Below are 25,389 nucleotides of genomic sequence, written 5' to 3'. Positions count from 1 at the left end.
AATTACCCCGAGCCACATCGGGAAACTAAATTATTTGTTATGAGAAAAAGAGCGACTTATCTCTTCGGCCTTTTGGCACTAGTATGTTTTACTTTCAATACAGCATCGGCACAAACTGATAAAGCGGCCGACGCCTGGGTTGCCAAAGGCGACTGGAGGAACGGTTTAACATTAAAAGTACAACCAGGCCTTAACAGCGCAGAATTTGCCCGTCAATACAAAGCCAACAAAGCATGGTGGGATAAAGCCTTCGCATTTTTGCGCACTGCCAAGCTAGATACCTTCTCGGTAGGTAAACATCCTATTGACGGAGAAAATGTTTTTGCTGCGGTATCTGTCGGCAACCCAAAACCTGCGGATAAAGCCGGTTGGGAATCGCATAAACAGTATATTGATGTACACGTAATGATTGAAGGCAAAGAGAAAATTGGCATGATGCCGGTAGCAACAGCAACGGTCACCAGGCCATACAATGAGCGCGGCGATGCTGCCAACTACGCTTTAGGCAGCAATGCTATTTACTTTGATGCGGATAGCAATACCATGGTCATTTTGTTCCCGCAGGAGGCACACAGCCCCGGGGTACATGCTGATGGATATGATAAAGTAAAAAAGGTAGTACTAAAAATACGCTATACCAACTAAAGCACCAGTTGCGCGTGAAGTTTCACCAGGGTTCGAGGGATATCGTCGCTCAAACCCGGGTGTATTTTTGAAGCCTGAACCACGGTACTTCGTGTAGCCGTCAACCATCTAAAGCGTGATGCTTCGTCCAGTTGGGCTATCGGTCCGCAAGTGCTATTTCCCTTGCATATTTCCTCGAAAGCGTGCAGATTGGCTTTTACCTCATCCAAATCAGCTTCGTTGGTAAAAGCCGCCAGCTTAGCATCATCAATGGTGATAATGCATTGTAAAAACTTTTGCGTTTTGCTGTAAACAATAACACCAACATTCATAAACTCTTCGCGCTCTACCCTTGGTACAACACGTATAACGGCGTACTCAAAAACGTGTTTCACGGGCATTTTTAGCTTCATTTACAAAGGTGGCCGATGCGGCTATCCGTGTCAGCAAAAATTGAATATATACTTCGCGCTTCTGGTCGGCAGTTTCTTCGTCCCAGGCGGTAACCAGCCATTCATCGGGTACTAAAGCAACTATCTCGCTTATCTTGTCTTCTGTTAGTATAGCTTTAAAATCAGCGTCCACAGCATCCAGTTCAGTCGCCCAAGGCAGCAATACATGGTCTTTTACCTGTGCGAACGGGCGCAGGGCTTGCTCCTTCCAGTTATCCCACGAATGGTGAAAGTATAAAGCCGCGCCATGATCTATCAGCCAAAGCTCTTTGTGCCACATCAGCATATTGGTGTTACGGGGCGTACGATCCACGTTGGTGATCAGGCAATCCAACCATACCACACGCGATGCGGTTAAAGCATCGGGCTTAGTTACTGCCGGATCATAAGTTATAGCGCCCGAAAGATAATGCAGTGCCAGGTTAAGGCCTACGCTGGCTTTCAGCAGATCTTGTATTTCTTCATCGGGTTCGGTACGGCCAAAAGCTTCGTCGAGGTTGGCAAAAACCAGTTCGGGTATTTTAAAACCGAGAGTACGCGCTAGTTCGCCGCCTATCAGTTCGGCAATAAGCGCTTTAAGGCCCTGCCCTGCTCCCCTGAATTTAAGTACATATAAAAACTCGTCGTCGGCCTCGGCAATGGCGGGCAATGAGCCTCCTTCGCGTAAAGGGGTAACGTAGCGTGTAACATTTACTATCCGTAGTTCCATATCAGGTTTTAAAACTACTCATTTATCCTAAATTGATACCAATATTTGTTTTGCTTTGTATATTCACGCAAAATTAAAACCATGCACCACAAGGCCTTAGTTACCGTTTTATTTTTGCTGGGCGCGATGAAAGTTTCAGCGCAGATCAGCTATCCCGCCCCAAAACCGCCCGGTGACGTACCGCAACTATTTGCCGACGGTTTGATATCCGATGAACTGGGTAACCGCGATTTCACTTTATCTCCCGACGGCACCGAATTGTTTTTCACCACCAAACTGCTTACCACCAGCATTGTGCATATGCGTAAAGAAGGCGGCAAATGGGGCAAGGCACATATAGCTCCCTTCTCGGGCAAATACCGCGACCTTGAAGCCAGTTTTTCGCCTGACGGGAAAACCATCTATTTTGCTTCGGACAGGCCGGTTACAGCTGGTATTACAAAAAAAGACTTTGACCTATGGAAGGTTGCCCGCTTACCCAACGGCCAATTTGGCGAACCTGAAAATCTGGGTACTACTGTAAATACCGAGAAGAACGAATTCTACCCAAGTGTAGCCAAAAACGGTAACCTTTATTTTACCGTAGTGGCGGCATATGGTAAAGGTGACGAAGATATTGTTGTGTGTACGCGCAGCGGAAACAGTTATAATAAGCCCGAGAGTTTACCCGAAACCGTTAACACCACCTACGGCGAGTTTAACGCTTTTGTTGATCCGGATGAGCAGTTTATTTTATTCAGTTCGTTTGGCAGGGCCGACGACATAGGGCGCGGTGATATCTACATCAGCAAAAAAGATAAAGACGGTAAATGGCTTGCGGCAAAACATCTGCCATCGCAAATAAATTCAACCGCGCTGGATTACTGTCCGTATGTTACACCCGATAAAAAATACCTGGTATTTACGAGCAACCGCATGAGCGCAGGTTTTACTGATATCAAAGAAACCGCCTACGATAAATTAAAAGCACTACTAAACAAACCCGGCAACGGACAGGACGATCTATATTGGGTAAAATTTAACCCCGATTTATAAATATGACCGTAAAAGAAATAATGGCGGAGCTGGAAAGCCGCGGCGACGAAAAAATAAAAACGATACTAATGCGGCATGGTGTATTGGAGCCTTTTTTTGGCGTGAAGGTGGAGTACTTGAAACCCATTCAAAAGAAAATAAAAAAAGACTACCAACTGGCTAAAGACCTTTATGCCACGGGCAATGCCGATGCCCAATACCTTGCCGGCCTGATTGCCGACGACGAACAAATGACCAAAGCTGACCTGCAGTTGTGGGTTGAACAGGCCTTATCAAAAAACATTTGCGAGTACACGGTGCCATGGGTAGCTGCCGGTAGTAATTATGGGTTTGAGCTGGCTTTAGAGTGGATAGAATCAAAGGATGAAAACATCGCTTCTGCTGGATGGAATTCGCTATCGCATATAATGGCTTTGAAACCTAACAACCAATTACCTATGGACCTATTAGAAAATTTAATGGACCGTATTGTTAAAACAATTCACACCGCCGATAACCGGGTGCGTTATACCATGAACGGTTATTTAATAGCTTTAGGATGCTATGTACCTACTTTAACTGATGAGGTTTTGGCGGCAACAAAAACTATAGGAACCGTGATGGTTGACATGGGCGGAACCTCCTGCAAAGTCCCCGACCCGGTTACCTACATAAACAAGGTAAAAGACCGCGGCACATGGGGTAAAAAGAAAAAAACTGTAAAATGTTAGGATAGATGTGCTAATGGTCACATCAAATAATTTTATAATTTGGCTTCATGAAAACAAGCATCCTTTTACTTTCATTACTGGCAATAGGTACAGCTGCTGCTGCGCAGGACTGGCCAAACATTAAACGCTACGAAAAAGCGAACGCTAATGTACCTGCGCCCGCTTCCTCCGATGAGAAACGCGTCGTATACATGGGCGATTCGATAACCGATTTTTGGATCAAGAATGATTCAACGTTTTTTAAAGCTAATAACTATTATGACCGTGGCATAAGCGGCCAAACTACCGGGCAAATGCTGCTTCGCTTTCGCGAGGATGTAATAAACCTAAAGCCTGCTGTGGTGGTTATCCTGGCGGGAATAAATGATATTGCCGAAAATAATGGCCCATCAAAACTCGAAGATGTGATGGGCAACCTTATATCAATGGCCGAATTAGCACGCGCTAATAAAATCAAAGTGGTACTTTCATCGGTGCTTCCGGCGGCAGCATTTCCATGGCGCCCGGCCATCGACCCAAAACCCAAGGTTAAGTTGCTTAATGAAATGATAAAGGACTACGCCGCTAAAAACAAGTTTGTGTACCTGGATTATTTTACGCCAATGGCGGATGAGAACGCTGGCCTACCTAAAACTTTAGCGGGTGATGGCATTCACCCTAACCTTGACGGCTATAAAATAATGGAGCCTTTGGCGCAAAAAGCAGTTGCAGAAGCATTAAAAGCCAAACAATTTTAACAGTCGACCTGCAGATATAAAGCCAGCCCACAAGGTTGGCTTTTTGTTTTGAGGTAGCCCTGCAGTTTTATTTTTAATTAATTTGCTATCGCGAAAAACATCCGGGGCAAAAAAGTGTTTAGTTTCCTATACAAATCTTATATTTAGAGAAATCTGCTTTGAATTAAAATCCTATGGCCAAAATATTAATAATTGATGATGAGCGGGCGATCCGCAATACACTGCGTGAGATATTAGAATACGAAGATTATGAAGTTGAGGATGTAGATAACGGTATTGACGGGTTAGAAATGATCCGCAAGAACGACTATGACCTGGTGCTGTGCGATATAAAAATGAATCGCATGGACGGCATGGAGGTACTTACCGAAGGTCTGCAAATAAAACCCGATCTGCCATTTATCATGATATCCGGCCACGGCACAGTTGAAACCGCGGTTGAGGCTAGCAAAAAAGGCGCGTTCGATTTCATCTCCAAACCACCTGATCTTAACCGCTTGCTGATTACCGTACGCAACGCCTTGGATCGTGGTAGCTTGGTGGTCGAAACCAAGGTATTAAAACGTAAAGTATCCAAAGTTCGTCCTATCCTTGGTGACTCCACTCCTATAGCTAAAATTAAAGAAACCATTGAGCGTGTTGCTCCAACCGATGCCCGAGTGCTGATAACCGGCGCCAACGGTAGCGGTAAAGAACTGGTGGCACGCTGGCTGCACGAAAAATCTAATCGCGCCAACGCGCCTTTAATTGAGGTGAACTGCGCGGCTATACCTTCAGAGTTAATTGAGAGTGAATTATTTGGTCATGAAAAAGGCTCATTTACATCGGCTATCAAACAGCGTATAGGGAAGTTTGAATCAGCCTCGGGCGGTACCTTGTTTATGGACGAGATCGGCGATATGAGTTTATCCGCGCAAGCGAAAGTACTACGCGCCCTGCAAGAGCATAAAATAACCCGTGTGGGCGGCGAGAAAGAAATTGATGTGGATGTACGTGTGGTAGCGGCAACCAACAAGGACCTGCTGAAAGAGATCGAAGCCGGTAATTTCCGTATGGACTTGTACCACCGCCTGAGCGTTATCCTGATACACGTACCACCACTAACCGAACGCAAGGACGATATTGGCCTGCTTACCCAAAGTTTTTTGGAAGAGATATGTAGCGACTATGGCATGCCCGTTAAAAAAATATCAGACGGTGCATTGGAAGCCCTGAAAGCACTGCCATGGACAGGTAATATCCGTGAGTTGCGCAACATGATAGAGCGCTTGATTATATTAAGTGATAAAACCATTACCGAGGATGATGTTCGCGCGTTTGCTAACCCATCGGCTCCTGTATCGGCAGCTACTGTAGGAAGTGGTGGCTTGGCCGCTGCTGCTGCACAGCAAACCGACTTTAATCAATTCAAAAACTTCCAGGATTATAAAGACTGGGCCGAGCGCGAGTACATCAAGTTCAAGCTGGAAAAAAACAACTGGAATGTATCAAAAACGGCTGATGATATTGATATTCAGCGCAGTCACCTGTACAGCAAGATAGAGAAATATGGGTTGAAGCGAGGGGAATAGAGCTACCACCCCATGAAATAAACAAAAAGAGTCGCAGGTTTTACTTGCGACTCTTTTTGTTTTGTACTAATTTGGGATGCCATGAAAAACCTTGTCATAATGTTAACATTTCTTCTATTGGCTGCACGGGCCGATAGTCAAAAGTTAATCTTAAACAATGATACACTTCAGTTTCACTCTGACCTTGCATTGAAACAATACCCGGATTTCAAAAAAATAGAGTCGATGCTGAATGGATTTATGCCCACCGGTGAGACCAAGTGCTTCGACTGCCTTCCTGATACTTACGATGTTGAGTGGACAGTGGTTGACAATGAATTATATTTAACTAATATTTACAGCCACTATAGCATCAAACCCAGGCTAAAAGCTGATATAAACAAACTATTTTCTACTAAAACCGGAAGAGTAAAAGCAAATTGGGTTACTACCGACCAATGGTTTTCTAAAGGAGAGATGGTAGGCTGGTTAGATATTATGACACCGGTATATGGGTCGGAAGTTTATCTGGATATTACAAAAGGGCAAATTAAATCAATTGCTGAATATAATTATCCGGGCTCAAAAAATAGTATTTTAGATAAACGGCCTTTATTGGATAAGTTCTTCTATTCCAATTTAAATTGGGATAGAATTTCTCTTGGCGATGGTTTGAACCGTCGTGTTGTTGTGGTATTTCATACAGATTCGTCGGGAGTTATTCAAAACATAAGTGCTACAAACAAAACCGAACCACTTTACGCATTAGAAGCCATACGTGTTTTGAAGCTGTTGCCACCGCAGTTATACTATTGGCATGGTAAATCCATGAAACGAAGTATAGGATTCGTTGCAGTTTTCAGCGAAGAAAACCGGCTCAAGTACGCCCGATAATGCTCCGAAAATACCCTATAAAAATTCGCTCAAAAAAACCTATTTTTGCGCCGAATGAAGCACATACGTAACTTTTGTATAATAGCGCATATTGACCACGGTAAAAGTACCCTTGCCGACAGGTTGCTTGAATATACTAACACCATTACCCAGCGCGAAAGCCAGGCCCAATTACTTGACGATATGGACCTTGAGCGCGAGCGCGGTATCACCATAAAAAGCCACGCCATACAGATGGATTATGAGCTTGACGGTCAGAAATATGTTCTGAACCTGATAGACACTCCCGGCCACGTGGATTTCTCGTACGAAGTATCACGCTCTATTGCTGCCTGCGAGGGCGCGTTGTTGATTGTTGACGCGGCGCAAGGCATACAGGCGCAAACCATATCAAACCTGTATCTAGCTTTAGAGAATGACCTGGAAATCATCCCGGTACTTAACAAAATGGACCTGCCGGGCGCGATGCCCGAGGAGGTTAAAGATCAGATAGTTGACCTGATAGGTTGCAAACGCGAAGATATCCTTGCAGCATCAGGCAAAACAGGTTTGGGCGTGCATGATATTTTACGTGCCATTGTAGAGCGTGTACCGGCTCCTGTCGGCGATCCGGAAGCACCGTTGCAGGCTTTGATATTTGACTCGGTATTTAACTCGTTCCGTGGTATCATCGCTTATTTTAAAGTAACCAACGGCCAGATAAAAAAAGGCGACCGTGTAAAATTTGTAGCTACCGAACGCGAGTACATTGCCGACGAGATCGGTACATTAAAATTGAAGCAATTACCTAAAGACGTCATTAAAACCGGCGACGTAGGTTATATTATATCAGGCATTAAAGAGGCCCGTGAGGTTAAGGTGGGTGATACCATCACCACCATTGACCGCCCTTGCGAAGAAGGTATACAAGGCTTTGAAGAGGTTAAGCCGATGGTATTCGCAGGTATTTACCCGGTTGATACCGAGGACTACGAAGAGTTGCGCGAATCAATGGCTAAACTGCAATTGAACGATGCTTCCTTGGTTTTTGAACCGGAATCATCGGCGGCTTTAGGCTTCGGCTTTCGTTGCGGTTTCCTGGGTATGCTGCACATGGAGATCATACAGGAACGTTTAGAGCGCGAGTTCAACATGACGGTGATCACCACCGTTCCCAACGTATCGTACCTGGCCTACTCTACCAAAGGCGAAGAGATCGTGGTGAATAACCCGTCAGATCTTCCCGATCCAAGTAAAATTGACCGCGTAGAAGAGCCATATATTAAAGCCACTATCATTACCAAAGCCGATTTTGTTGGCCCGGTAATGTCATTGTGTATACAAAAACGTGGTATGATCTCAAACCAATCTTACCTTACTTCCGATCGTGTGGAGCTGGTGTTTGAGATGCCTATGGGCGAGATCGTATTTGATTTTTATGATAAGCTGAAGACTATATCAAAAGGTTACGCCTCATTTGATTATCACCAGATAGGTTACCGTACTTCAGACTTAGTGCGTTTGGATATTCGTTTGAACGCCGAACCAGTAGATGCCTTATCATCATTGATACACCGCAGCAATTCATACGACTTTGGTAAAAAGATCTGCGAGAAGTTGAAAGAGCTATTACCTCGTCAGCAATTTGAGATCATTATACAGGCGTCCATAGGTGCTAAGATCATCGCCCGCGAAACTGTAAAAGCGATGCGTAAAGACGTAACTGCTAAGTGTTATGGCGGTGACATCTCGCGTAAGCGTAAACTATTAGAAAAACAAAAGGCCGGTAAAAAACGCATGCGCCAGGTAGGTAACGTAGAGATACCGCAGAGTGCGTTTATGGCAGTATTGAAACTGGATTAATTATCAGAACCAAGAATCGAGAACCAAGACTCAAGACCGAATGGTCATAAATCTTGGCTCTCGATTCTTGATTCTTGACTCTATAAACTATGCAATTACTCGACGGAAAATACGTATCAGAAAAACTCAAAGGTGAAATTGCTGACGAAGCAGCAGCCATATTAGCGCAAACCGGTCGTAAGCCGCATTTGGTTGCGGTATTGGTTGGTCATGATGGTGGCAGCGAAACTTACGTGGCCAGCAAAATGAAGAACTGCGAAAAGGTTGGTTTTAAATCAACCCTGGTGCGTTATGAGGATACCGTTAGCGAGGCTGAATTGCTAAAGAAAGTTGAAGAATTGAATGCTGATGCGGATATTGACGGCATCATCGTTCAATTACCGTTACCCAAACACATCGACCCCGAGAAGGTGACCGAGCGCATTGATCACCGTAAGGATGTTGATGGCTTCCACCCTATTAATTTGGGCCGTATGCAGCGCAATTTGCCGTCGTTTATTCCGGCTACGCCTTATGGTATTACTTTAATGCTGAAGGAATATGGCATTGAAACCGCCGGCAAGCATTGCGTGGTTGTGGGTCGTAGCAATATTGTGGGTTCTCCGATGAGCATTTTGATGGCTCGTAATACCAGCCCTGGCAATTGCACGGTAACTATTTGCCACAGCCGCACGCCTGATATTAAAAAGTTCACGCTTGATGCTGATATCCTGATCGTGGCTATCGGTAAAAAGAATTTCATTACGGCCGATATGGTAAAAGACGGCGTTGTGGTTATTGACGTAGGTATGAACCGCGAAACTTCAACCGTAACCAAATCGGGCTATAAACTGTATGGTGACGTTGATTTTGAAAACGTTGCATCAAAAAGCTCATGGATTACCCCGGTACCGGGTGGTGTGGGCTTGATGACTATTATTGGTTTGTTGAAAAACACTTTAGCTTCGGCTAAGAAACAAGTTTATCTATAGAACCAAGAATCAAGAACCAAGAATTAAGACAGAGCAAATTTATCTTGATTCTTGATTCTTGATTCTTAACTCTCACTTAAAGGTACTCTCCCGGTATCTGGTCATCCTCATTTTCGTCATTACAAACCATCGAGGTAATTACCCATCTGTCATCAATAAACACGTACTGAATAAAATTAATGCCGCGTGGCGGACGACTATCCACTTCGTAATCACTGAAGCTATATTCATAAACACTCAGTCGTTGGGCTGTTTTACCGAAAATGTCTGTACGCGAGTAAATCTCACGCTGTTCAAATTGAGCTATCTCTCCTTCGGCTATTTGCGATTCGGTGTATTGTACAAATGATTCTGCCGTATAAAGTCTGGGAATATCCTCGGTGTTATTGATCATCAGCCCCGCGCCATGAAAAATGGCTTGTAGGGTACTAACATCGGGGACAATACTATTTTTAAAACTTATGGATCTGTAAAAGTGAGTGGTGAGTGTGTCTATGGCTGCTATGCTCATTTAAATATCTGCTTTAATTTCTCGCGAAGCGAAAGCATACCTACATAAATATCATTGCCGCGTATTTCAACAGCGTACGTATCTATATAATCGTTCTGCCCCGCGTCGCCTTTTCCTGTTTTAATATCATAGGCATAACGATGAAGGGGGCATATTAGTTTTCCGTTTTTACACCAACCTCCGCTTAACTCGCCTCCGGCATGCGGGCAGGTTGATGACACGGCATAAATATCTCCTTCATAACCAACCACGCAAATGCCTTTGCCGTTAACTTTTACTTTTTTTATAAATGGAGCACTAGTGTATTGAATATCAACTACCTTATACCAGTTCATATCAACTAATAATCAACGCTTAAATTCATTATAGTGGGATCTTTGATCAGGTCGTCCATGGTGGTTAGCAGTGTAACCTGTTTTTTATCGGCAGATAGTATAGCTTTAGGATTATTCACACTTTTTACCGGGTGGGCAAAGTTTAATATCACTTTATAGGGCATATCAACCAACATAGCTTTTGCCATAGCCAGGGTTGACTGTGTTTTTTTCAGGAAGGCGTTAAACTTTACCTTATCAATTATCCGCACAAACTTATTGGATGTTACCTTGTAATTGTAATAATCCTGCCCGGCCATTAATTGCTTGGCATTGACATCTTTTAAACCTTTGGCATTTTTGGTCATTTCATCCAACTGGTTGTTTAATGATATTTTTGAAAGATGGTCAAGATAATACTGCAGATCATCCGCATTTTTTGACAAGTGGCTAATGTTTACCTGCATCACATTGTTCTTCAGGTCCATTTTAACGCCCAGGTTGCTGTTCATGGTCATCATCACTTCTTCTGCACCCAGTTTACGTTGTACAGTATCGGGCAAAGCACTATAAAAGTTTAACGAGGTATCTTTTACAATATTAAACTGCGGCGTTTCCTTAACCGAATCTGTCATGAGGTTCATAAAAACAGATACTGCCCTGCTCATATCAAAATTAAAAACAACCTTGCACGATCCGTCTTCATTAAAGTCGTAACGCTCCTCCATGTCAAGGCACGAAGAGAGGCTAAATACTATAAAAAGCAGGAAAAACGCGTAAAGTTTTTTCATTCAATCAAATATACTTTTTTGAGGGGAAAGCAAAAAGATGAAAGATGAAAGCTTTTCGTTGTCAACCGTTAAATCTCTTCATCATATCAATATCAGCTTTTGGCTTTAAACTTTTGCCTTTGAGCTCAAAACATTACCTTTGCGCCCTATTATGGCACACCAGGTTCCGGAAGATGGTACATTGCTTCCTTTAATGGAAGAGTTTTACACGATACAGGGAGAAGGATATCATACCGGTAAGGCCGCGTATTTTATTCGCCTTGGCGGATGTGATGTGGGTTGCCATTGGTGCGACGTGAAAGAAAGCTGGGACGCCGAACTACACCCCCTTACGGCTGCCGATACTATAGTTAATAATGCTGTTGTTTACCCGGGGAAGGCCGTAGTTGTTACCGGCGGCGAACCATTGATCTATAATCTGGATTATTTAACCAGTCAATTACAGAGCCGTAACATCAAAACCTTTATCGAAACATCGGGCGCTTACCCCCTTTCGGGCCATTGGGACTGGATCTGCTTATCGCCCAAAAAATTCAAAGCCCCTACGCCTGCTGTTGCACAACACGCTAACGAGTTAAAGTGTATCATCTTCAACAAATCCGACTTTGCTTTTGCTGAAGAACATGCTAAAAGCTTAGGCCCTAACTGTAAACTTTACCTGCAACCCGAATGGTCAAAATCAAAAGAAATGACACCACTCATTATTGATTATGTAATGGCCAACCCAAAATGGGAAATATCGTTGCAAACACACAAGTATTTAAATATTCCTTAAATATTGTAACTTAGGTTATTAACCTATAGTATAGCAACCCAAAGGATGAAAAGCATAATTACCGGCATAGCCTTATTACTGGCCTCGCTATGCGTGCATGCACAATCCTTAAGTACCACCAACAAAGACGCGATAAAATTCTTCGCGGCAGCAAATACAAAGATTGACGAAAGCGATTATGTAGAGGCCATGAACCTGCTGCAGAAAGCTATTGCACAAGACTTTAAGTTTTTAGAGGCTCATTCGCTCTTGGCTGATGTAATGAACCGGCGCAGGCTAACTAAACAAGCTATAGAAGAATACAAGATAGTTATAGCTACAAACCCTGATTTTAACCGGGCTATTTATTTAAGATTAAGCGACCTTGAACTTTCTGAAGGTTTGTATGCAGATGCGTTGCGCCATGCAGAAAAATATGTAACCTACCCTAATTTAACGGCAGCTAATATTTCTCTTGGCAGAAAAATAATACGAGATGCAAAATTCAGCATTGAAGGTTTAACACACCCGGTAGCGTTTAAGCCCATAAGCATGGGCGATGCTATTAATACACCGGCAGATGAATATTCGCCCGTTGCAACTGCAGATGAGAACACGCTTATTTTTACCCGGCAGATAAATGCCAATGAGGATTTTTATCAAAGCGACAAAAACAATGGCGAATGGGCGCCAGCCAAACCTTTGAGCAATAATATTAACACGCCACAATTTAATGAGGGGTCTGAATCGATATCACAAGATGGTAATTACCTGTTTTTTACGGGATGCAACCGCCCGGATGGTATGGGCCGATGTGATATTTACGTGGCACTAAAAAAAGGTGATGACTGGGGTAAACCATTTGGCTTAAGTGCGCCTGTTAACTCGCCGGGCTGGGAGTCGCAGCCCTCTATAAGCGCCGATGGGCGTACACTTTATTTTGTAAGTAACCGACCGGGAGGTTATGGCAGTTATGACATCTGGAAATCAACGCTAACACCGAAAGGCTGGGGCGAACCCGAAAACCTGGGGCCAAATGTTAACACACCTTACAGTGAACAATCGCCTTATATACACCCAGACGATAGTACTTTGTATTTCTGCTCAAACGGCTGGCCTGGCTTTGGCGGGATGGATCTGTTTGTAAGCCGTGCAGCTAAAGACGGCAAATGGATGAAATCTGAAAACCTGGGCTCGCCGATAAACACCAATAATGATGAGAGTGGACTTAGCCTTACCGCTACCGGGCAATTTGCCTTCTTCTCGTCAAATAAACTGAGCGGCGCCGGTGGCTATGATATTTACCGGTTTGAAATGCCGAAACACCTACGGCCCAAAATGGTTACGTATGTTAAAGGCAATGTAAATGATTTTAAAACCAGGCGACCGCTAGAAGCAGCCGTTGAAATACGCGATCTGGAAAACGACAAAACCATTTATCAAAACTACAGCACTTTGCCGAATGGCAACTTCCTGGCCACATTACCTACCGGCAAAAACTACGGATTAAATATATCTAAAGCGGGCTATCTGTTTCATTCGGAAAATTTCTCGTTAGAGGGACATGAACCCACCAACCCATTTTATATACAGGCATGGTTGCAACCAATTGAGGTAGGCAGTAAATCCATTCTTAAAAACATATTTTTTGATACCAATAAATATGATCTGAAACCTGAATCGCATTCGGAGCTGATAAAATTGCTGGACTTCCTGGCGCTCAATCCTACCATCAGGATAGAAATATCGGGGCATACAGACGACGTAGGTAATGATCAAAGCAACCAGGTATTATCAGAGAACCGAGCTAAAGCTGTATATCAGTATTTAACAGCTGCCAAAGTTAACCCTAACCGTTTGGTGTTTAAAGGCTATGGCGAAACGCAACCCATAGTACCTAACACATCCGACGAGAATCGCGGTAAAAACAGGCGTACCGAGTTTAAGGTTATTGCCTTGTAGCAATTTCAGGCACAAAAAAGGGAGAACTTTCATCCTCCCTTTATATTTTAGTTTCCTAGTTCTGACATGAACTTTATCCGCATCAGTTGTACTTCCTCGCGGGTATAGTCATCCGGGCCAAGTTCGGCCAGGGCATCGTCTATCGAATCGATCTCGGCGGAGCGAAAGTAATCAAATACCTCATCCTGCTTATCTTCATCTATCACTTCATCTATAAAATAGTTCAGGTTAAGCTTGGTGCCCGAGTTTACAATGGTTTCAACCTCTTTCAGTATCTCCTCGTAAGTTAAACCTTTTGAGGCGGCTATATCATCTAAATTTAAATGCCTGTCGATGTTTTGTATGATGAATACTTTAAGCGCAGATTTATTAGCAGCGCTTTTGATAACCATATCAACCGGGCGGTCAATATCATTATCTTCTACGTATTTCTTGATCAGATCAATAAACGGCGCACCAAACTTTAAGGCTTTACCAGCGCCTACGCCCGATATTTGCTTCAACTCATCCTGCGTAATTGGATAATGTGTACACATCTCCTCTAACGACGGATCCTGGAACAGCACAAATGGCGGCAGATTTTTTTGTTTGGCCATTTTTTTGCGCAGGTCTTTCAGCATTTGCAATAAAGCAGTGTCTAAAGCGCCTCCGCTTTGTTTCGGGCCTTCGGCATCGTCGTCGTCATCACCGGCTTCAATAACACGGTTCATAATAAACCGGATACTATGCGGATTGTCTAAAAATGATTGCCCAAGCCTGGTTAAACGTAGTAAACCATATTGATCAATATCTTTCGACAAGTAGTTATTCAACAGCGCTTGCCTTAACAAAGAGTTCCACAATATTTCGCCATCAGCCTTACCGGTACCAAAAAGCTCCAGTAAATGATGCTCATAATTATGCACCTGCGGACTATCAACTCCCATCAAAATATTAATGATGTGATGATCGTCAAACTTCTCGCCTATTTGCTTGATGATGCTTAGCGCTTTGTGCAATTGCTCTTCGCCATCGAAGAATGTTTTTGGCGCGCAGCAGTTATCGCACATGTTATTACAGCCGGCCTCGTTAAAGTTCTCGCCAAAGTAGTGCAGTAATTGCTTACGGCGGCATACCGAAGCTTCGGCATAGTCTATAACCTCTTTCAATATCTGGGTACCAATTTCACGCTCGGCAACAGGCTTGTCTTTCATAAACTTCTGCAGCTTATCCACGTCCTTTTGCGAGTAGAAAGCCACACAAACACCTTCGCCGCCATCACGACCGGCACGACCAGTTTCCTGGTAATAACCTTCCATGCTCTTCGGCACATCGTGGTGTATTACGTAGCGTACATCGGGTTTATCTATACCCATACCAAAGGCGATTGTGGCCACAATCACATCCACATCCTCCATCAGGAATTTATCCTGCGTATCGGCACGCACTTTAGCATCAAGGCCGGCATGATATGGTAAAGCACGCACCCCGTTCAACGAAAGTGCTTCGGCAACTTCCTCCACCTTTTTACGGCTAAGGCAGTACACAATGCCTGATTTGCCCTGGTTTTGCTTTACGTATTTAACGATCTCCTTAATTACATTACGCTTTGCACGTACTTCGTAAAAAAGATTGGAGCGGTTAAATGATGATTTAAATACAGTAGCGTTATTCATGTGCAGGTTTTTCTGAATATCCTGCTGCACTTTTGGCGTGGCTGTGGCGGTTAAAGCTATGATGGGTATCTCATCACCAATATTACTGATAACCTGGCGGATCTTGCGGTATTCGGGCCTAAAATCATGCCCCCATTCTGATATACAGTGTGCTTCGTCAACTGCTACGAATGATACATGGTTTTGGCGTAAAAAATCAATATTCTCTTGCTTGGTCAGTGATTCGGGCGCAACATATAATAATTTGGTTTTACCGTCCAGCACGTCTTCTTTAACACGTGCTATATCTGCTTTGGTAAGAGATGAATTTAAAAAGTGTGCTATGCTATCCGAGCCGCCGAAGGCTCTTAACTGGTCAACCTGATTTTTCATCAGGGCAATTAACGGAGAGATAACAATAGCCGTACCGTCGCTCATTAAAGCAGGCAACTGGTAACACATAGATTTACCACCACCTGTAGGCATAATTACAAACGTATCGTTGCCGGCAAGTATATTGGTAATGATCGCTTCTTGCTCTCCTTTAAAATTGTCGAAGCCGAAAAAGTTTTGGAGATTATCAAAAAGTGACTTCTTGGTTTCTATCATTATGGTATGCGGGGTATTGATGTATTTAAAAGTTTAAAGTAACAAAATTTAATGAATAAACGACGGATTTTCTTTTAAATTTTATACTGAAATGATTATTCGGCAAAACACTACGTTTAATTTCAAAAAACGCGTTTACAACGGCTGGCGCTACATTCTGTGAGAAAAAACAATTGTGGCAATCAAAAACAATTCGTTTATTTATTTCTTTTAAACAACGTTACATTTTTTGATTGTTTACTGCATAATTCTTATAATATTCTAATGAATTAATGGCAACTTTAACATATCCAACGATCGAACTTAATTTCTTAACATAATGAATAAAAATTATTACGCCATCATTATGGCAGGCGGTATCGGAAGCCGCTTTTGGCCAATTAGCCGCACTTCGTATCCAAAACAGTTTATCGATATATTAGGCACGGGTAAAACCCTGATACAAAATACTTACGAACGCTTTTTAAAGGTTTGCCCTAAAGAGAACATCTTTGTGGTAACTAACGAAAACTACACTTCGATAGTTAAGGAACAACTGCCTGATATGCAGGACAACCAGATACTTACCGAGCCGGTAATGCGTAATACAGCTCCTTGCGTTGCTTACGGTTGTTTCAAAATTGAAAGTATTAATCCTGACGCGGCTATTGTAGTAGCGCCTTCAGATCACCTGATATTGGATGAAGCCGGTTTTGTGGCTACCATCGAAAAATCATTGGCTACCGCCAGCAAACACCAATGCCTGGTAACGCTGGGTATTAAACCATCGCGCCCTGATACCGGCTACGGTTATATTCAGTACACCGATAATACAATCGATGGCGATTTTCATAAAGTAAAAACCTTTACCGAAAAACCTACGCTTGAGATTGCCAAAACCTTCCTGCAAAGCGGCGACTTTTTATGGAACGCAGGCATCTTTGTTTGGTCGGCTAAAGCTATTGTGAAAGCGTTTGAGCAGCACCTGCCGGAGATGAACGACATATTTGCCGAAGCACGCCCGCATTACAATACTGATAACGAACGCAACCACGTTAACCAGGCTTATATGCAGTGTACCAATATCTCTATCGACTACGGTATTATGGAGAAAGCGGATAATGTATATGTATTGCCATCTGAGTTTGGATGGTCTGACCTGGGTACCTGGGCATCTATTTACGAATTAGCTAATAAAGATTACGTAGGCAACGCGGTTATCCCATCGGAGAAAGTGATCATGTACGATTCATCGAATTGTATGGTTAACATTCCGGAAGACAAACTGGTTATTATACAAGGCCTGCATGATTACATCGTGGTTGAATCAAACAATACCCTGCTTATATGCCCGCGCGACCAGGAGCAAAACGTTAAAAAAGTTGTTGCCGATGTGAAGGCACAATTTGGAACAAAATATATTTAGTGATTAGTTGATCGGCTTATCTCTTTTAATGTTATGAAAAGCGCTTCGACAACCCGGAGCGCTTTTTTTTATTTGATTATCTGTTGGTTATATAACTTATGTTTTATAACTTTAATTCAGATCACTTAATACATTCATCAAAAACCTCTTATATCCCCCTTTAGGGGAGTTGAGAGGCCCTAATCACAATTTATATATCATGGATCCTTCATTGATCAACTGGGCCGCTGTAGTTGTTGCAGCCCTTTCAAGCTTTGCCATTGGCGGCGTATGGTACAACCCCAAAGTATTTGGTACCGCCTGGATGACGGATAGTAAACTCACCGAAGATCAAATTAAAAACGGCGCCAGTCCGCTTAAAATATTCGGCTTCGCTTTTATCTTTTCGCTGATCGCATCAGCAAACCTTGCCGCGTTTTTGGCAGACCCTAAAACTGATGTTAGCTGGGGCGCGACCGCGGGCTTTTTAGCAGGTGTTTGGACGTTTGGCGCTATAGCTACCCACAGCCTTTTTGAGCAAAGAAACTGGCGCCACATTTTTATTAATGGCGGATATAGTGTGGTGCAGTTGGTAGTGATTGGAGCGATATTGGGTGCGTGGAGGTAAGTTTCCAATCATAACTAACTTGTCATCCTGAGCATAGCGAAGGATCTTTTACAAGCGATAAGTTGGCGACATGCCGGGCGTACAAGATCCTTCGCTATGCTCAGGATGACAAAAACTATTAGCCTAATCTCTGCCTTATCGCCTCATACAAAATTATCCCTGTAGCAACCGATACGTTCAACGACTCTATCTCACCGTACATCGGTATTTTAGCCAGATGATCTGCAATACGAATGATGTCGTTACGTACACCATCTTCTTCCGATCCCATTACAATCGCGGTTGGCACCGTATAGTCTGGCTTGTAGATGTATTCTTTAGTTTTTTCGGTACAGCAAACCAGTTGCAGGCCCGATTCCTGTAAAAATTTCACAGTCTGCATAAAGTTATCGTGACGACAAACCGGAATCTTGTACAAAGCTCCTGCTGACGTTTTAATAGCGTCCGGGTTAACCTGTGCCGAACCTTTGGCCGGTACCACAATAGCATGTACGCCGCTGCACTCCGCCGTACGGGCAATGGCGCCCATGTTACGCACATCGGTAATAGAGTCAAGCACCAATATCAGCGGGGTCTCCCCTTTTTCAAATATCTGCGGAATAATGTCCTCTATCTTTTGATAAGTAATGGGCGAAATGAAAGCCACTACACCTTGGTGGTTTTTCATCGTGATGCGGTTCAGCTTTTCTATTGGCACCTGCTGGGCAACTATCTGGTATTCATTTAACAGGTCCTTTAACTCGGCCGATAAGCCGCCGCCAAGGCCGCGTTGAATGTATAACGATTCTATTTCTTTACCGGCGCGTATTGCTTCAATCACTGCACGTATTCCAAAAACTACCTGGTTGCTTTCGCGGGGTTCCCTGTTATTATAGGCCATTTTAATTATCAAATAAGGCTGCAAAAATAGCCATATTAATTAACTTTGCAGCAGCGAAGGATGATGCTGTTTAAGGCCATAATTTTTTTCGGATAAAATACCAAAACCATTTTATTAACAACGCTATAAAAAAGGCTTTTTACAGCTAAAAATTATAGTTACCAACAAAAAGCTGTTGATAACCAAGGCCTTAATTTTTACATTTTGGGCATTTAACCGATTGCAAAAAAAAGATGTTAACGATAGGTAAATCCGTAGCTTTTTAGTATATTTTTGATGCTATGACTTTTGAGAACGATAACCAATATAACAAGCCGAACACCAACGAGCGTCGCGCCAGATTTAGCAACCCTGTACCTTATGGCACACCAGGGAAACTACCGCCGCAAGCGCTTGATTTGGAGGAAGCTGTGCTTGGTGCCTTAATGTTAGAGAAGGATGCGTTATCATCAGTTATCGATATTTTAAACCCTAACGTGTTTTACGAAACACGCCACCAAAAAATATTCGCGGTTATCCGTTCCTTGTTCGAAAAAACGTCGCCAGTGGATATTTTGACCGTTACGGCGGCCTTACGCGCCAACGGCGAACTGGAAATGATAGGCGGTGCTTATTACATTACCGAGTTGACCAATCGCGTAGCCTCGGCAGCGAATATCGAGTATCACGCGCGTATCATCATTCAAAAGTTTATCCAGCGCGAGCTGATCCGTATCTCGACAGAAATTGTGCACGATGCCTATGAAGATACTACCGACGTATTGGACCTGTTAGACAAAGCCGAAAAGAACCTTTTCGAAATAGCTCAGAATAACCTTCGCCGCGACTCGCGCAAAATGGACGACCTGATGCACGAGGCTTTAAAAGAAATTGAAGCGCTAAAAGATAAAAAAGACGGCTTAACGGGTGTACCATCCGGCTTTACCGACCTTGACCGTATGACCTCGGGCTGGCAAAAATCCGACCTGGTGATCATTGCGGCTCGCCCGGCAATGGGTAAAACGGCCTTCGTATTAAGCTGCGCCCGTAACGCCGCGGTTAGTTTTGACAAGCCTGTTGTGGTGTTCTCGCTGGAGATGTCGTCGGTACAGTTGGTTAATCGTTTGATATCCGGTGAAACCGAAATTGAACAAGAAAAAATACGTAAGGGCACTTTGGAAGAATGGGAATGGCAACAGATCCACTCTAAAATTGGCCGCCTGGAGCAGGCGCCGTTAATCATTGATGACACCCCTGCCCTGAATATATTTGAGTTTAGAGCAAAATGCCGCCGTTTAAAATCGCAGCACGATATACAGATGATCATCATTGACTACCTGCAGCTGATGCACGGTAAATCTGCCGATGGTAAAGGCGGTGGTAACCGTGAGCAGGAAATCGGTAGTATATCGCGTGCGCTTAAATCGGTAGCTAAGGAGTTGAACGTACCTGTTATTGCATTATCGCAGTTAAGTCGTGCGGTGGAGAGTCGCCCGGGCGGTTCAAAAAGGCCGATGTTATCAGATTTGCGTGAGTCGGGATCTATTGAGCAGGATGCGGATATGGTACTGTTCCTTTATCGCCCTGAATATTACGGGTTAGAGGTTGACGAAGACAACAACCCGACCAAAGGCGTGGGCGAAGTAATTATAGCTAAGCACCGTAACGGTGAAACAGGCACGGTTAGGCTGAAATTCGTTGGTAAGTTTGTGAAATTCCAGGACCTGGATCAAAACGACAATTTCATGGCAGGTGGCAATGCCTTTGCAGGATTGAGCCCGTCAACAGATTTTGAGAAACCGAACAATTTTATCATTCGCCCATCACGTATGGATGATATGGATGATGAGGCGCCGTTTTAAGCGTTTTTTCAATGTGGCTCAGGTGAAAGCTTTTCCGTTTCATTGGGTAAATTCCTTAATGAATTGAAGAATAACGTTTGTATTCAATAATACTCGTACTTAACACAAAATACAATGCCTCGTTCTACACGGGGCATTTTTGTTAATATAGGGTTCGAAAAATTAACTCACACATATCACGAGGCACCTACGGAGCCTTTTACTCTGCTACCACCGGACTATAAACACGTAGCCCCCCTGGGGCTAATTTCGATTATAATTCATGTTCGTTATGGCTCCGCTAGGAGCTCCGTGTTTATAGCAATGATTCCCCTTCTTTTAGACTCCGTAGGAGTTACGTAAAACAGCAACTAAGATTATTGCGCATAATCACTATTTTTGCCGCGCCATGATTAAACGACTACACCGGCACGTACGTACCGCACGCTACATTGTTTACAAAGAAACCTTAGTTGATAAAAAAGAGCATTTCTGGACCTTTTTGGGGTCGTTCTTCGGTATAGGTTTGGTAGGACTGATCAGCAGCAAGCATTTTACGGCGTCGGATAATTTGTTTTTAATAGGCTCATTCGGGGCATCGTCGGTGTTGATTTATGGGGTGATCAATAGTCCGTTGGCACAACCGCGAAATTTAATAGGCGGGCATGTGGTGTGCGCGCTGATAGGCGTTACCGTATACAAACTAATTCCTGATGTACTTTGGCTTTCGTCGGCGTTGTCGGTGTCACTTTCCATTGTGGCTATGCAGATAACCAAAACATTGCACCCACCCGGCGGGGCAACGGCATTGATAGCCAATATCGGTTCGCCAAAAATACATGCGTTGGGCTATTTTTATGTATTGAACCCGGTATTGGCCGGTGCGCTTATCCTGCTATTAGTGGCCATCATATTTAATAACGGCACCGATCATCGTCATTACCCTAACAACAAAAACTGGTACAAAGTGTGGCGCAGATACAAGCGTATGCCACGTAAATCCGAATGATAAAAGTGCGAAAAAGTGCGCCATTTTGGTGCGTCGCTGAATTGCCTTAAGTTTATATAATCAATATAAAGCATTGATTAATAAATTTTTATAAAAACAATCAAAGTGCGCCGCATTGCGCCGCTTTTTTGTACAATTTTTTGACTATCAATATCTTACAAAAAATTAGTGCGCCAGGTGCGCCACTTTAAAAGTGGCGCACCTTCCATTAAAACACTAAGCCCAATATTACCCCTATTAATATAACAAAAGGTGTTTTAATCCTGGTGAAGTTGAGCAGCAGGAAGGTTGCCAGCATTAAGCCATAGGCCATCCAGTTACCCCCAAAAGGTTTTGTAAGCAATATAAAAGCCGTTGCCATAAAGCCTACTGATACTGCTGTAATCCCGCTTAATGACTTTTTGATACTAGTTATCTTTTTCAGATCGCCCCAAAAGGGAACAATAAAACATATCAGGATTACACCCGGCATATTGATACCTATTACGGCCACTATACTGCCAATTATCTGTCCGCCTACGCTGTAACCTTGATTACCCATGGCCATACCGCCCAGGAAGGAAGTAAAGGAAAAGGTAGGTCCGGGCAGCCCCTGTTGTAAGGCGTAGCCGGATAGGAATTCAGAACTGCTGAGATAGTGTTTTAGTTCGACAAACTCGGTATACATCAGCGGTACCATTACCTGTCCGCCACCATGTATCAGTATCCCGTTACGGTAAAAGTTTTCAAACAAACGTATAGGCAAACTGAAGGGTGAAGTACGGTTGATGATAGCGCCTAATACGGCAAAAGCCAGTAGTATCCCGATAAAGTAAGCCAGCTTGTTGGGGTTTATATTTGAGAACAGCTTAACGCGCAACTCGTCTTCCTGCGCTTGCGTTTCCAAAGCTGAGGATATGATGCCTCCCAGCAATATCATTATAGGGAAGGCGTAAGGTGTTTGCAATATCAACGTGGTGATCAATGAGCCGATAGCCAACATCGTGCTGACCTTCGTTTTTAAAAACCTGTTGGCAAAGTTGTACGTTGCATAAGCTACAATACCCACCGCCATGGGTTGTATGTATTGTAAGATTGAAGCTATCTTCCCACGTTCGGCAAACATCTTATAGCCAACAGCCGCCGCCCCCATAATAGCTGCCGATGGTAGTATCCATATAAAAAACGTAATGATAGCCAAACGCAGGCCTCCCACCTTCCACCCTATACCAACCAGCGTTTGGGTTGACGATGGACCAGGCAATATCTGCGCCAGCGCGTTCAACTCCATTAACTCCTCTTCGGCAACATAGCCGCGCTTCTCCACAAACTCGCGAAGCAAAATAGCAATATGCGCCTGCGGACCGCCAAATGCACTTAAAGTGTACAGCAGCACATCACGCATAAAAAGGAGTTCCCGTTTTTTCAATATCTAACGCTTAGTAGTCGTCATCGTCGTCATCATCCCAACCTTTAGCTTCGCGCCAAACCGCCTGTAATTCGCTGAAAGCATGATTATCGCGTTTAGCTTTGGTTATCTCCATGCCAACCTCGTAAGTTTTAATGGCATCATCCTTGCGGTTAAGTGCCTCATATAGCTTGCCTAAATGGTAGTAAGTGCCTGTGTAGTTGGGATGGTTTTTAACCAGGTCCTCATAGTAAGCTAAGGACTTATCTATTTCATTTAAACGAAGATATTCAGTAGCCAGCGCGTACTTTAAAAACTCGTCATTGGGTTCGTTCTTTATAAATTCAAGTAGCTTGTCTAATCTGCTTATCTCCATTTTTAAACGCTATGTTTTTTATCTAAATTTGTAAAAACCTATTACTATGAAAGCATTGGTATGTATAAGTAATGTGCCCGATACCACTACAAAAATAACTTTTACCGATAATAACACGCAATTTAATACGAATGGCGTCCAGTTTATACTCAATCCTTACGACGAAATAGCCCTTGCCCGCGCCATTGAACTAACCGAAGGCAACGGCGGCACGGTAACCGTGATCAACGTAGGCGAAGCCAATACCGAAGCGACCATACGGAAGGCACTGGCCATTGGCGCTACAGATGCCGTACGCATAAATGCCCCGGCACATGATGCCTGGTTTGTAGCATACCAGATAGCCCAATATATAAAAGAGAATCCATTCGATATTATACTAACCGGTCGTGAGTCTATTGATTACAATGGCTCAAAAGTAGCCGGTATGATGGGCGAGTTGCTGGATATCCCATCAGTATCTATCATTAAAAAACTGGATATAGACGGCAATACAGCTACTGTTGAGCGTGAGGTAGAAGGCGGTAAAGAAGTACTGAGCATCCCCTTGCCTATTGTTGCAGGCACTGCCGAAGGCGTTGCAGAACCTAAGATACCTAATATGCGTGGCATCATGTCGGCGCGTACTAAACCGCTTACAGTTGTGGAAGCAGCGCCGGTACAAACAAATTCAAACATCATTAGTTATGAAACGCCTGCCCCGCGTGGCCAGGTTAAATTGGTACCTGCAGATGAGGCCGCACAACTAATTAACTTGCTGCATTCCGAAGCAAGAGTTATATAACATTTACCAGAATAACATATGCCAGTTTTAATATATGCCGAAAATGCCGCAGGCAAATTCAAAAAATCCACCTTCGAGGCGGTTAGTTACGCACGCGCCATTGCCGATCAAAACAACACCAGCGTTGTAGCTTTATCTATAGGCGACGTAAATGCCGACGAGCAAAAATCGCTGGCACAGTATGGTGCCGATAAAGTACTAAACGTAAGTAATGATAAGCTTAAAAACTTTGTTAACCAGGCCTATGCCTCAGTAATTGCCGAAGCAGCCAAAAAACAGGGTGCTGATATCATAGTATTATCAAACTCGTTCTCCGGCCGTGGCCTGGCGCCGCGCATAGGCGTTAAGCTGGATGCCGGGGTTGCTGATGGCGCCGTAGCGTTACCAGAACAAACAGGTGGTAGATTCACGGTTAAAAAAACAGCCTTTTCGGGTAAAGCATTTGCTATTGTTGAATTAACATCAGCTAATAAAGTTATCGCTCTTACGCCTAACTCTTACAAAGTAGTTGAAAACGTTAAGCCTGCAGTTGTTGAAGACTTTAGTGTAGAAGTTAAAGAGTCGGATTTTAATGCGATGTTGAAAGATATCGTACGCTCTACCGATAAAGTATCACTTCCCGATGCCGAGGTCGTTGTATCTGGCGGCCGTGGTTTAAAAGGGCCTGAAAACTGGGGCATGATCGAAGAATTGGCCGACCTGCTTGGCGCGGCTACCGCTTGCTCTAAACCGGTATCAGATGCCGGTTGGAGACCCCACAGCGAACACGTTGGACAAACCGGTATAGCTGTCAGTCCAAATTTGTATATTGCGATAGGAATTTCGGGCGCAATACAACACCTCGCCGGCATCAGTTCATCAAAGGTTATTGTGGCCATTAATAAAGATGCCGAGGCCCCTATTTTTAAAGTGGCCGACTATGGTATAGTCGGCGATGCTTTTGAAGTAGTACCGAAATTAATAGCAGCCGTTAAAGAACATAAAAACATAGCATAAACAAGATCAGTGCGATGGGCAATAAC

Annotated in this window: 25 protein-coding genes; 16 read left to right on the top strand and 9 right to left on the bottom strand. The window is 43.6% G+C overall.

The window, feature by feature from the left end; translation table 11 throughout:
* The first annotated feature begins 39 nt into the window (after positions 1-39).
* On the top strand, positions 40-645 hold the full coding sequence (locus AC59JT_RS07455; protein ID WP_497397347.1) for a NanQ anomerase/TabA/YiaL family protein: 606 nt from the start codon (positions 40-42) through the stop codon (positions 643-645).
* Here AC59JT_RS07455 and AC59JT_RS07450 read toward each other — a convergent pair.
* Together AC59JT_RS07450 and AC59JT_RS07445 are read right to left on the bottom strand one after the other, a co-directional pair.
* Complete coding sequence (locus AC59JT_RS07450; RefSeq protein WP_497397345.1) at positions 642-1,025, bottom strand: DUF3037 domain-containing protein; 384 nt, start codon at positions 1,023-1,025, stop codon at positions 642-644. The two genes, AC59JT_RS07455 and AC59JT_RS07450, sit on opposite strands and share 4 nt — an antisense overlap.
* On the bottom strand, positions 1,003-1,785 hold the full coding sequence (locus tag AC59JT_RS07445) for a HipA family kinase (protein WP_497397343.1): 783 nt from the start codon (positions 1,783-1,785) through the stop codon (positions 1,003-1,005). Before AC59JT_RS07445 ends, AC59JT_RS07450 begins: the two co-directional genes overlap by 23 nt.
* Positions 1,786-1,866: 81 nt before the next feature.
* Here AC59JT_RS07445 and AC59JT_RS07440 point away from each other — a divergent pair, with 81 nt between their 5' ends.
* The 7 genes from AC59JT_RS07440 (at position 1,867) to AC59JT_RS07410 (ending at position 9,524) form a co-directional block, all read left to right on the top strand.
* The gene (locus tag AC59JT_RS07440; protein WP_497397341.1) at positions 1,867-2,820 is read left to right on the top strand and encodes a hypothetical protein; all 954 of its coding nucleotides are present in this window, start codon (positions 1,867-1,869) and stop codon (positions 2,818-2,820) included.
* Between the two features lie 2 nt (positions 2,821-2,822).
* Positions 2,823-3,530, top strand: a complete 708-nt coding sequence (locus AC59JT_RS07435) for a DNA alkylation repair protein (protein ID WP_497397339.1) — start codon at positions 2,823-2,825, stop codon at positions 3,528-3,530.
* A gap of 47 nt (positions 3,531-3,577) precedes the next feature.
* Positions 3,578-4,267, top strand: a complete 690-nt coding sequence (locus AC59JT_RS07430; protein WP_497397337.1) for an SGNH/GDSL hydrolase family protein — start codon at positions 3,578-3,580, stop codon at positions 4,265-4,267.
* A 173-nt stretch (positions 4,268-4,440) separates the two neighbouring features.
* On the top strand, positions 4,441-5,838 hold the full coding sequence (locus AC59JT_RS07425) for a sigma-54-dependent transcriptional regulator (RefSeq protein ID WP_497397335.1): 1,398 nt from the start codon (positions 4,441-4,443) through the stop codon (positions 5,836-5,838).
* An 81-nt stretch (positions 5,839-5,919) separates the two neighbouring features.
* Entirely contained in the window at positions 5,920-6,711 is a 792-nt protein-coding gene (locus AC59JT_RS07420; protein WP_497397333.1) for a hypothetical protein, read from the top strand.
* Positions 6,712-6,765: 54 nt separating this feature from the next.
* Entirely contained in the window at positions 6,766-8,553 is a 1,788-nt protein-coding gene (lepA, locus tag AC59JT_RS07415; protein WP_497397331.1) for a translation elongation factor 4, read from the top strand.
* Positions 8,554-8,642: 89 nt separating this feature from the next.
* Entirely contained in the window at positions 8,643-9,524 is an 882-nt protein-coding gene (locus AC59JT_RS07410) for a bifunctional 5,10-methylenetetrahydrofolate dehydrogenase/5,10-methenyltetrahydrofolate cyclohydrolase (RefSeq protein ID WP_497397329.1), read from the top strand.
* A gap of 76 nt (positions 9,525-9,600) precedes the next feature.
* Here the strand turns inward: AC59JT_RS07410 and AC59JT_RS07405 are convergent, their stop codons facing one another.
* Genes AC59JT_RS07405 through AC59JT_RS07395 form a run of 3 tightly spaced genes read right to left on the bottom strand, consistent with a single transcriptional unit; the run spans position 9,601 to position 11,140 of the window.
* Positions 9,601-10,035, bottom strand: coding sequence for a hypothetical protein (locus AC59JT_RS07405; RefSeq protein ID WP_497397328.1), 435 nt, complete (start codon positions 10,033-10,035; stop codon positions 9,601-9,603).
* Entirely contained in the window at positions 10,032-10,370 is a 339-nt protein-coding gene (locus AC59JT_RS07400) for a Rieske (2Fe-2S) protein (RefSeq protein ID WP_497397326.1), read from the bottom strand. Before AC59JT_RS07400 ends, AC59JT_RS07405 begins: the two co-directional genes overlap by 4 nt.
* 5 nt (positions 10,371-10,375) lie before the next feature.
* Positions 10,376-11,140: a hypothetical protein gene (locus AC59JT_RS07395; RefSeq protein ID WP_497397324.1), complete on the bottom strand. Its 765-nt coding sequence runs from the start codon at positions 11,138-11,140 to the stop codon at positions 10,376-10,378.
* A gap of 151 nt (positions 11,141-11,291) precedes the next feature.
* On the opposite strand from AC59JT_RS07395, the gene AC59JT_RS07390 reads away from it, so the two are divergent.
* Positions 11,292-11,915 (top strand): 7-carboxy-7-deazaguanine synthase QueE, encoded by a 624-nt coding sequence (locus AC59JT_RS07390; RefSeq protein WP_497397322.1) that lies wholly within the window; start codon positions 11,292-11,294, stop codon positions 11,913-11,915.
* A 45-nt stretch (positions 11,916-11,960) separates the two neighbouring features.
* Positions 11,961-13,856, top strand: coding sequence for an OmpA family protein (locus tag AC59JT_RS07385; RefSeq protein WP_497397320.1), 1,896 nt, complete (start codon positions 11,961-11,963; stop codon positions 13,854-13,856).
* 47 nt (positions 13,857-13,903) lie between these two features.
* On the opposite strand, the gene recQ is transcribed toward AC59JT_RS07385, so the two are convergent.
* Positions 13,904-16,096 (bottom strand): DNA helicase RecQ, encoded by a 2,193-nt coding sequence (gene recQ / locus AC59JT_RS07380; RefSeq protein WP_497399349.1) that lies wholly within the window; start codon positions 16,094-16,096, stop codon positions 13,904-13,906.
* Positions 16,097-16,418: 322 nt separating this feature from the next.
* Between recQ and AC59JT_RS07375 the strand changes: the two genes are divergently transcribed.
* On the top strand, positions 16,419-17,504 hold the full coding sequence (locus tag AC59JT_RS07375; protein WP_497397318.1) for a mannose-1-phosphate guanylyltransferase: 1,086 nt from the start codon (positions 16,419-16,421) through the stop codon (positions 17,502-17,504).
* Positions 17,505-17,703: 199 nt separating this feature from the next.
* Entirely contained in the window at positions 17,704-18,111 is a 408-nt protein-coding gene (locus tag AC59JT_RS07370; protein ID WP_497397316.1) for a DUF1761 domain-containing protein, read from the top strand.
* Positions 18,112-18,229: 118 nt separating this feature from the next.
* On the opposite strand, the gene rlmB is transcribed toward AC59JT_RS07370, so the two are convergent.
* Positions 18,230-18,991 (bottom strand): 23S rRNA (guanosine(2251)-2'-O)-methyltransferase RlmB, encoded by a 762-nt coding sequence (gene rlmB, locus AC59JT_RS07365; RefSeq protein ID WP_497397314.1) that lies wholly within the window; start codon positions 18,989-18,991, stop codon positions 18,230-18,232.
* 281 nt (positions 18,992-19,272) lie between these two features.
* On the opposite strand from rlmB, the gene dnaB reads away from it, so the two are divergent.
* Entirely contained in the window at positions 19,273-20,832 is a 1,560-nt protein-coding gene (dnaB, locus tag AC59JT_RS07360; RefSeq protein WP_497397312.1) for a replicative DNA helicase, read from the top strand.
* Positions 20,833-21,220: 388 nt separating this feature from the next.
* The gene (locus AC59JT_RS07355) at positions 21,221-21,820 is read left to right on the top strand and encodes an HPP family protein (RefSeq protein WP_497397310.1); all 600 of its coding nucleotides are present in this window, start codon (positions 21,221-21,223) and stop codon (positions 21,818-21,820) included.
* Between the two features lie 208 nt (positions 21,821-22,028).
* On the opposite strand, the gene chrA is transcribed toward AC59JT_RS07355, so the two are convergent.
* Positions 22,029-23,228 (bottom strand): chromate efflux transporter, encoded by a 1,200-nt coding sequence (gene chrA, locus AC59JT_RS07350; protein ID WP_497397308.1) that lies wholly within the window; start codon positions 23,226-23,228, stop codon positions 22,029-22,031.
* A 10-nt stretch (positions 23,229-23,238) separates the two neighbouring features.
* Positions 23,239-23,583: a tetratricopeptide repeat protein gene (locus tag AC59JT_RS07345; protein WP_497397306.1), complete on the bottom strand. Its 345-nt coding sequence runs from the start codon at positions 23,581-23,583 to the stop codon at positions 23,239-23,241.
* Positions 23,584-23,629: 46 nt separating this feature from the next.
* Here AC59JT_RS07345 and AC59JT_RS07340 point away from each other — a divergent pair, with 46 nt between their 5' ends.
* Both AC59JT_RS07340 and AC59JT_RS07335 read left to right on the top strand, forming a co-directional pair.
* On the top strand, positions 23,630-24,367 hold the full coding sequence (locus AC59JT_RS07340) for an electron transfer flavoprotein subunit beta/FixA family protein (RefSeq protein ID WP_497397304.1): 738 nt from the start codon (positions 23,630-23,632) through the stop codon (positions 24,365-24,367).
* Positions 24,368-24,385: 18 nt separating this feature from the next.
* The gene (locus tag AC59JT_RS07335) at positions 24,386-25,363 is read left to right on the top strand and encodes an electron transfer flavoprotein subunit alpha/FixB family protein (protein WP_497397302.1); all 978 of its coding nucleotides are present in this window, start codon (positions 24,386-24,388) and stop codon (positions 25,361-25,363) included.
* The last annotated feature ends 26 nt before the right edge of the window (positions 25,364-25,389 follow it).

Source organism: Mucilaginibacter sp. A3364 (assembly GCF_059690715.1).
The sequence above is the reverse complement of the archived record's forward strand: the minus strand, read 5'-3'. Positions and strand labels throughout refer to the sequence as shown.

Coding starts and splice junctions, on each gene's coding strand:
- AC59JT_RS07455 (WP_497397347.1), top strand. CDS start 40: ATGAGAAAAAGAGCGACTTATCTCTTCGGCCTTTTGGCACTAGTATGT.
- AC59JT_RS07450 (WP_497397345.1), bottom strand. CDS start 1,025: ATGCCCGTGAAACACGTTTTTGAGTACGCCGTTATACGTGTTGTACCA.
- AC59JT_RS07445 (WP_497397343.1), bottom strand. CDS start 1,785: ATGGAACTACGGATAGTAAATGTTACACGCTACGTTACCCCTTTACGC.
- AC59JT_RS07440 (WP_497397341.1), top strand. CDS start 1,867: ATGCACCACAAGGCCTTAGTTACCGTTTTATTTTTGCTGGGCGCGATG.
- AC59JT_RS07435 (WP_497397339.1), top strand. CDS start 2,823: ATGACCGTAAAAGAAATAATGGCGGAGCTGGAAAGCCGCGGCGACGAA.
- AC59JT_RS07430 (WP_497397337.1), top strand. CDS start 3,578: ATGAAAACAAGCATCCTTTTACTTTCATTACTGGCAATAGGTACAGCT.
- AC59JT_RS07425 (WP_497397335.1), top strand. CDS start 4,441: ATGGCCAAAATATTAATAATTGATGATGAGCGGGCGATCCGCAATACA.
- AC59JT_RS07420 (WP_497397333.1), top strand. CDS start 5,920: ATGAAAAACCTTGTCATAATGTTAACATTTCTTCTATTGGCTGCACGG.
- lepA (WP_497397331.1), top strand. CDS start 6,766: ATGAAGCACATACGTAACTTTTGTATAATAGCGCATATTGACCACGGT.
- AC59JT_RS07410 (WP_497397329.1), top strand. CDS start 8,643: ATGCAATTACTCGACGGAAAATACGTATCAGAAAAACTCAAAGGTGAA.
- AC59JT_RS07405 (WP_497397328.1), bottom strand. CDS start 10,035: ATGAGCATAGCAGCCATAGACACACTCACCACTCACTTTTACAGATCC.
- AC59JT_RS07400 (WP_497397326.1), bottom strand. CDS start 10,370: ATGAACTGGTATAAGGTAGTTGATATTCAATACACTAGTGCTCCATTT.
- AC59JT_RS07395 (WP_497397324.1), bottom strand. CDS start 11,140: ATGAAAAAACTTTACGCGTTTTTCCTGCTTTTTATAGTATTTAGCCTC.
- AC59JT_RS07390 (WP_497397322.1), top strand. CDS start 11,292: ATGGCACACCAGGTTCCGGAAGATGGTACATTGCTTCCTTTAATGGAA.
- AC59JT_RS07385 (WP_497397320.1), top strand. CDS start 11,961: ATGAAAAGCATAATTACCGGCATAGCCTTATTACTGGCCTCGCTATGC.
- AC59JT_RS07375 (WP_497397318.1), top strand. CDS start 16,419: ATGAATAAAAATTATTACGCCATCATTATGGCAGGCGGTATCGGAAGC.
- AC59JT_RS07370 (WP_497397316.1), top strand. CDS start 17,704: ATGGATCCTTCATTGATCAACTGGGCCGCTGTAGTTGTTGCAGCCCTT.
- rlmB (WP_497397314.1), bottom strand. CDS start 18,991: ATGGCCTATAATAACAGGGAACCCCGCGAAAGCAACCAGGTAGTTTTT.
- dnaB (WP_497397312.1), top strand. CDS start 19,273: ATGACTTTTGAGAACGATAACCAATATAACAAGCCGAACACCAACGAG.
- AC59JT_RS07355 (WP_497397310.1), top strand. CDS start 21,221: ATGATTAAACGACTACACCGGCACGTACGTACCGCACGCTACATTGTT.
- AC59JT_RS07345 (WP_497397306.1), bottom strand. CDS start 23,583: ATGGAGATAAGCAGATTAGACAAGCTACTTGAATTTATAAAGAACGAA.
- AC59JT_RS07340 (WP_497397304.1), top strand. CDS start 23,630: ATGAAAGCATTGGTATGTATAAGTAATGTGCCCGATACCACTACAAAA.
- AC59JT_RS07335 (WP_497397302.1), top strand. CDS start 24,386: ATGCCAGTTTTAATATATGCCGAAAATGCCGCAGGCAAATTCAAAAAA.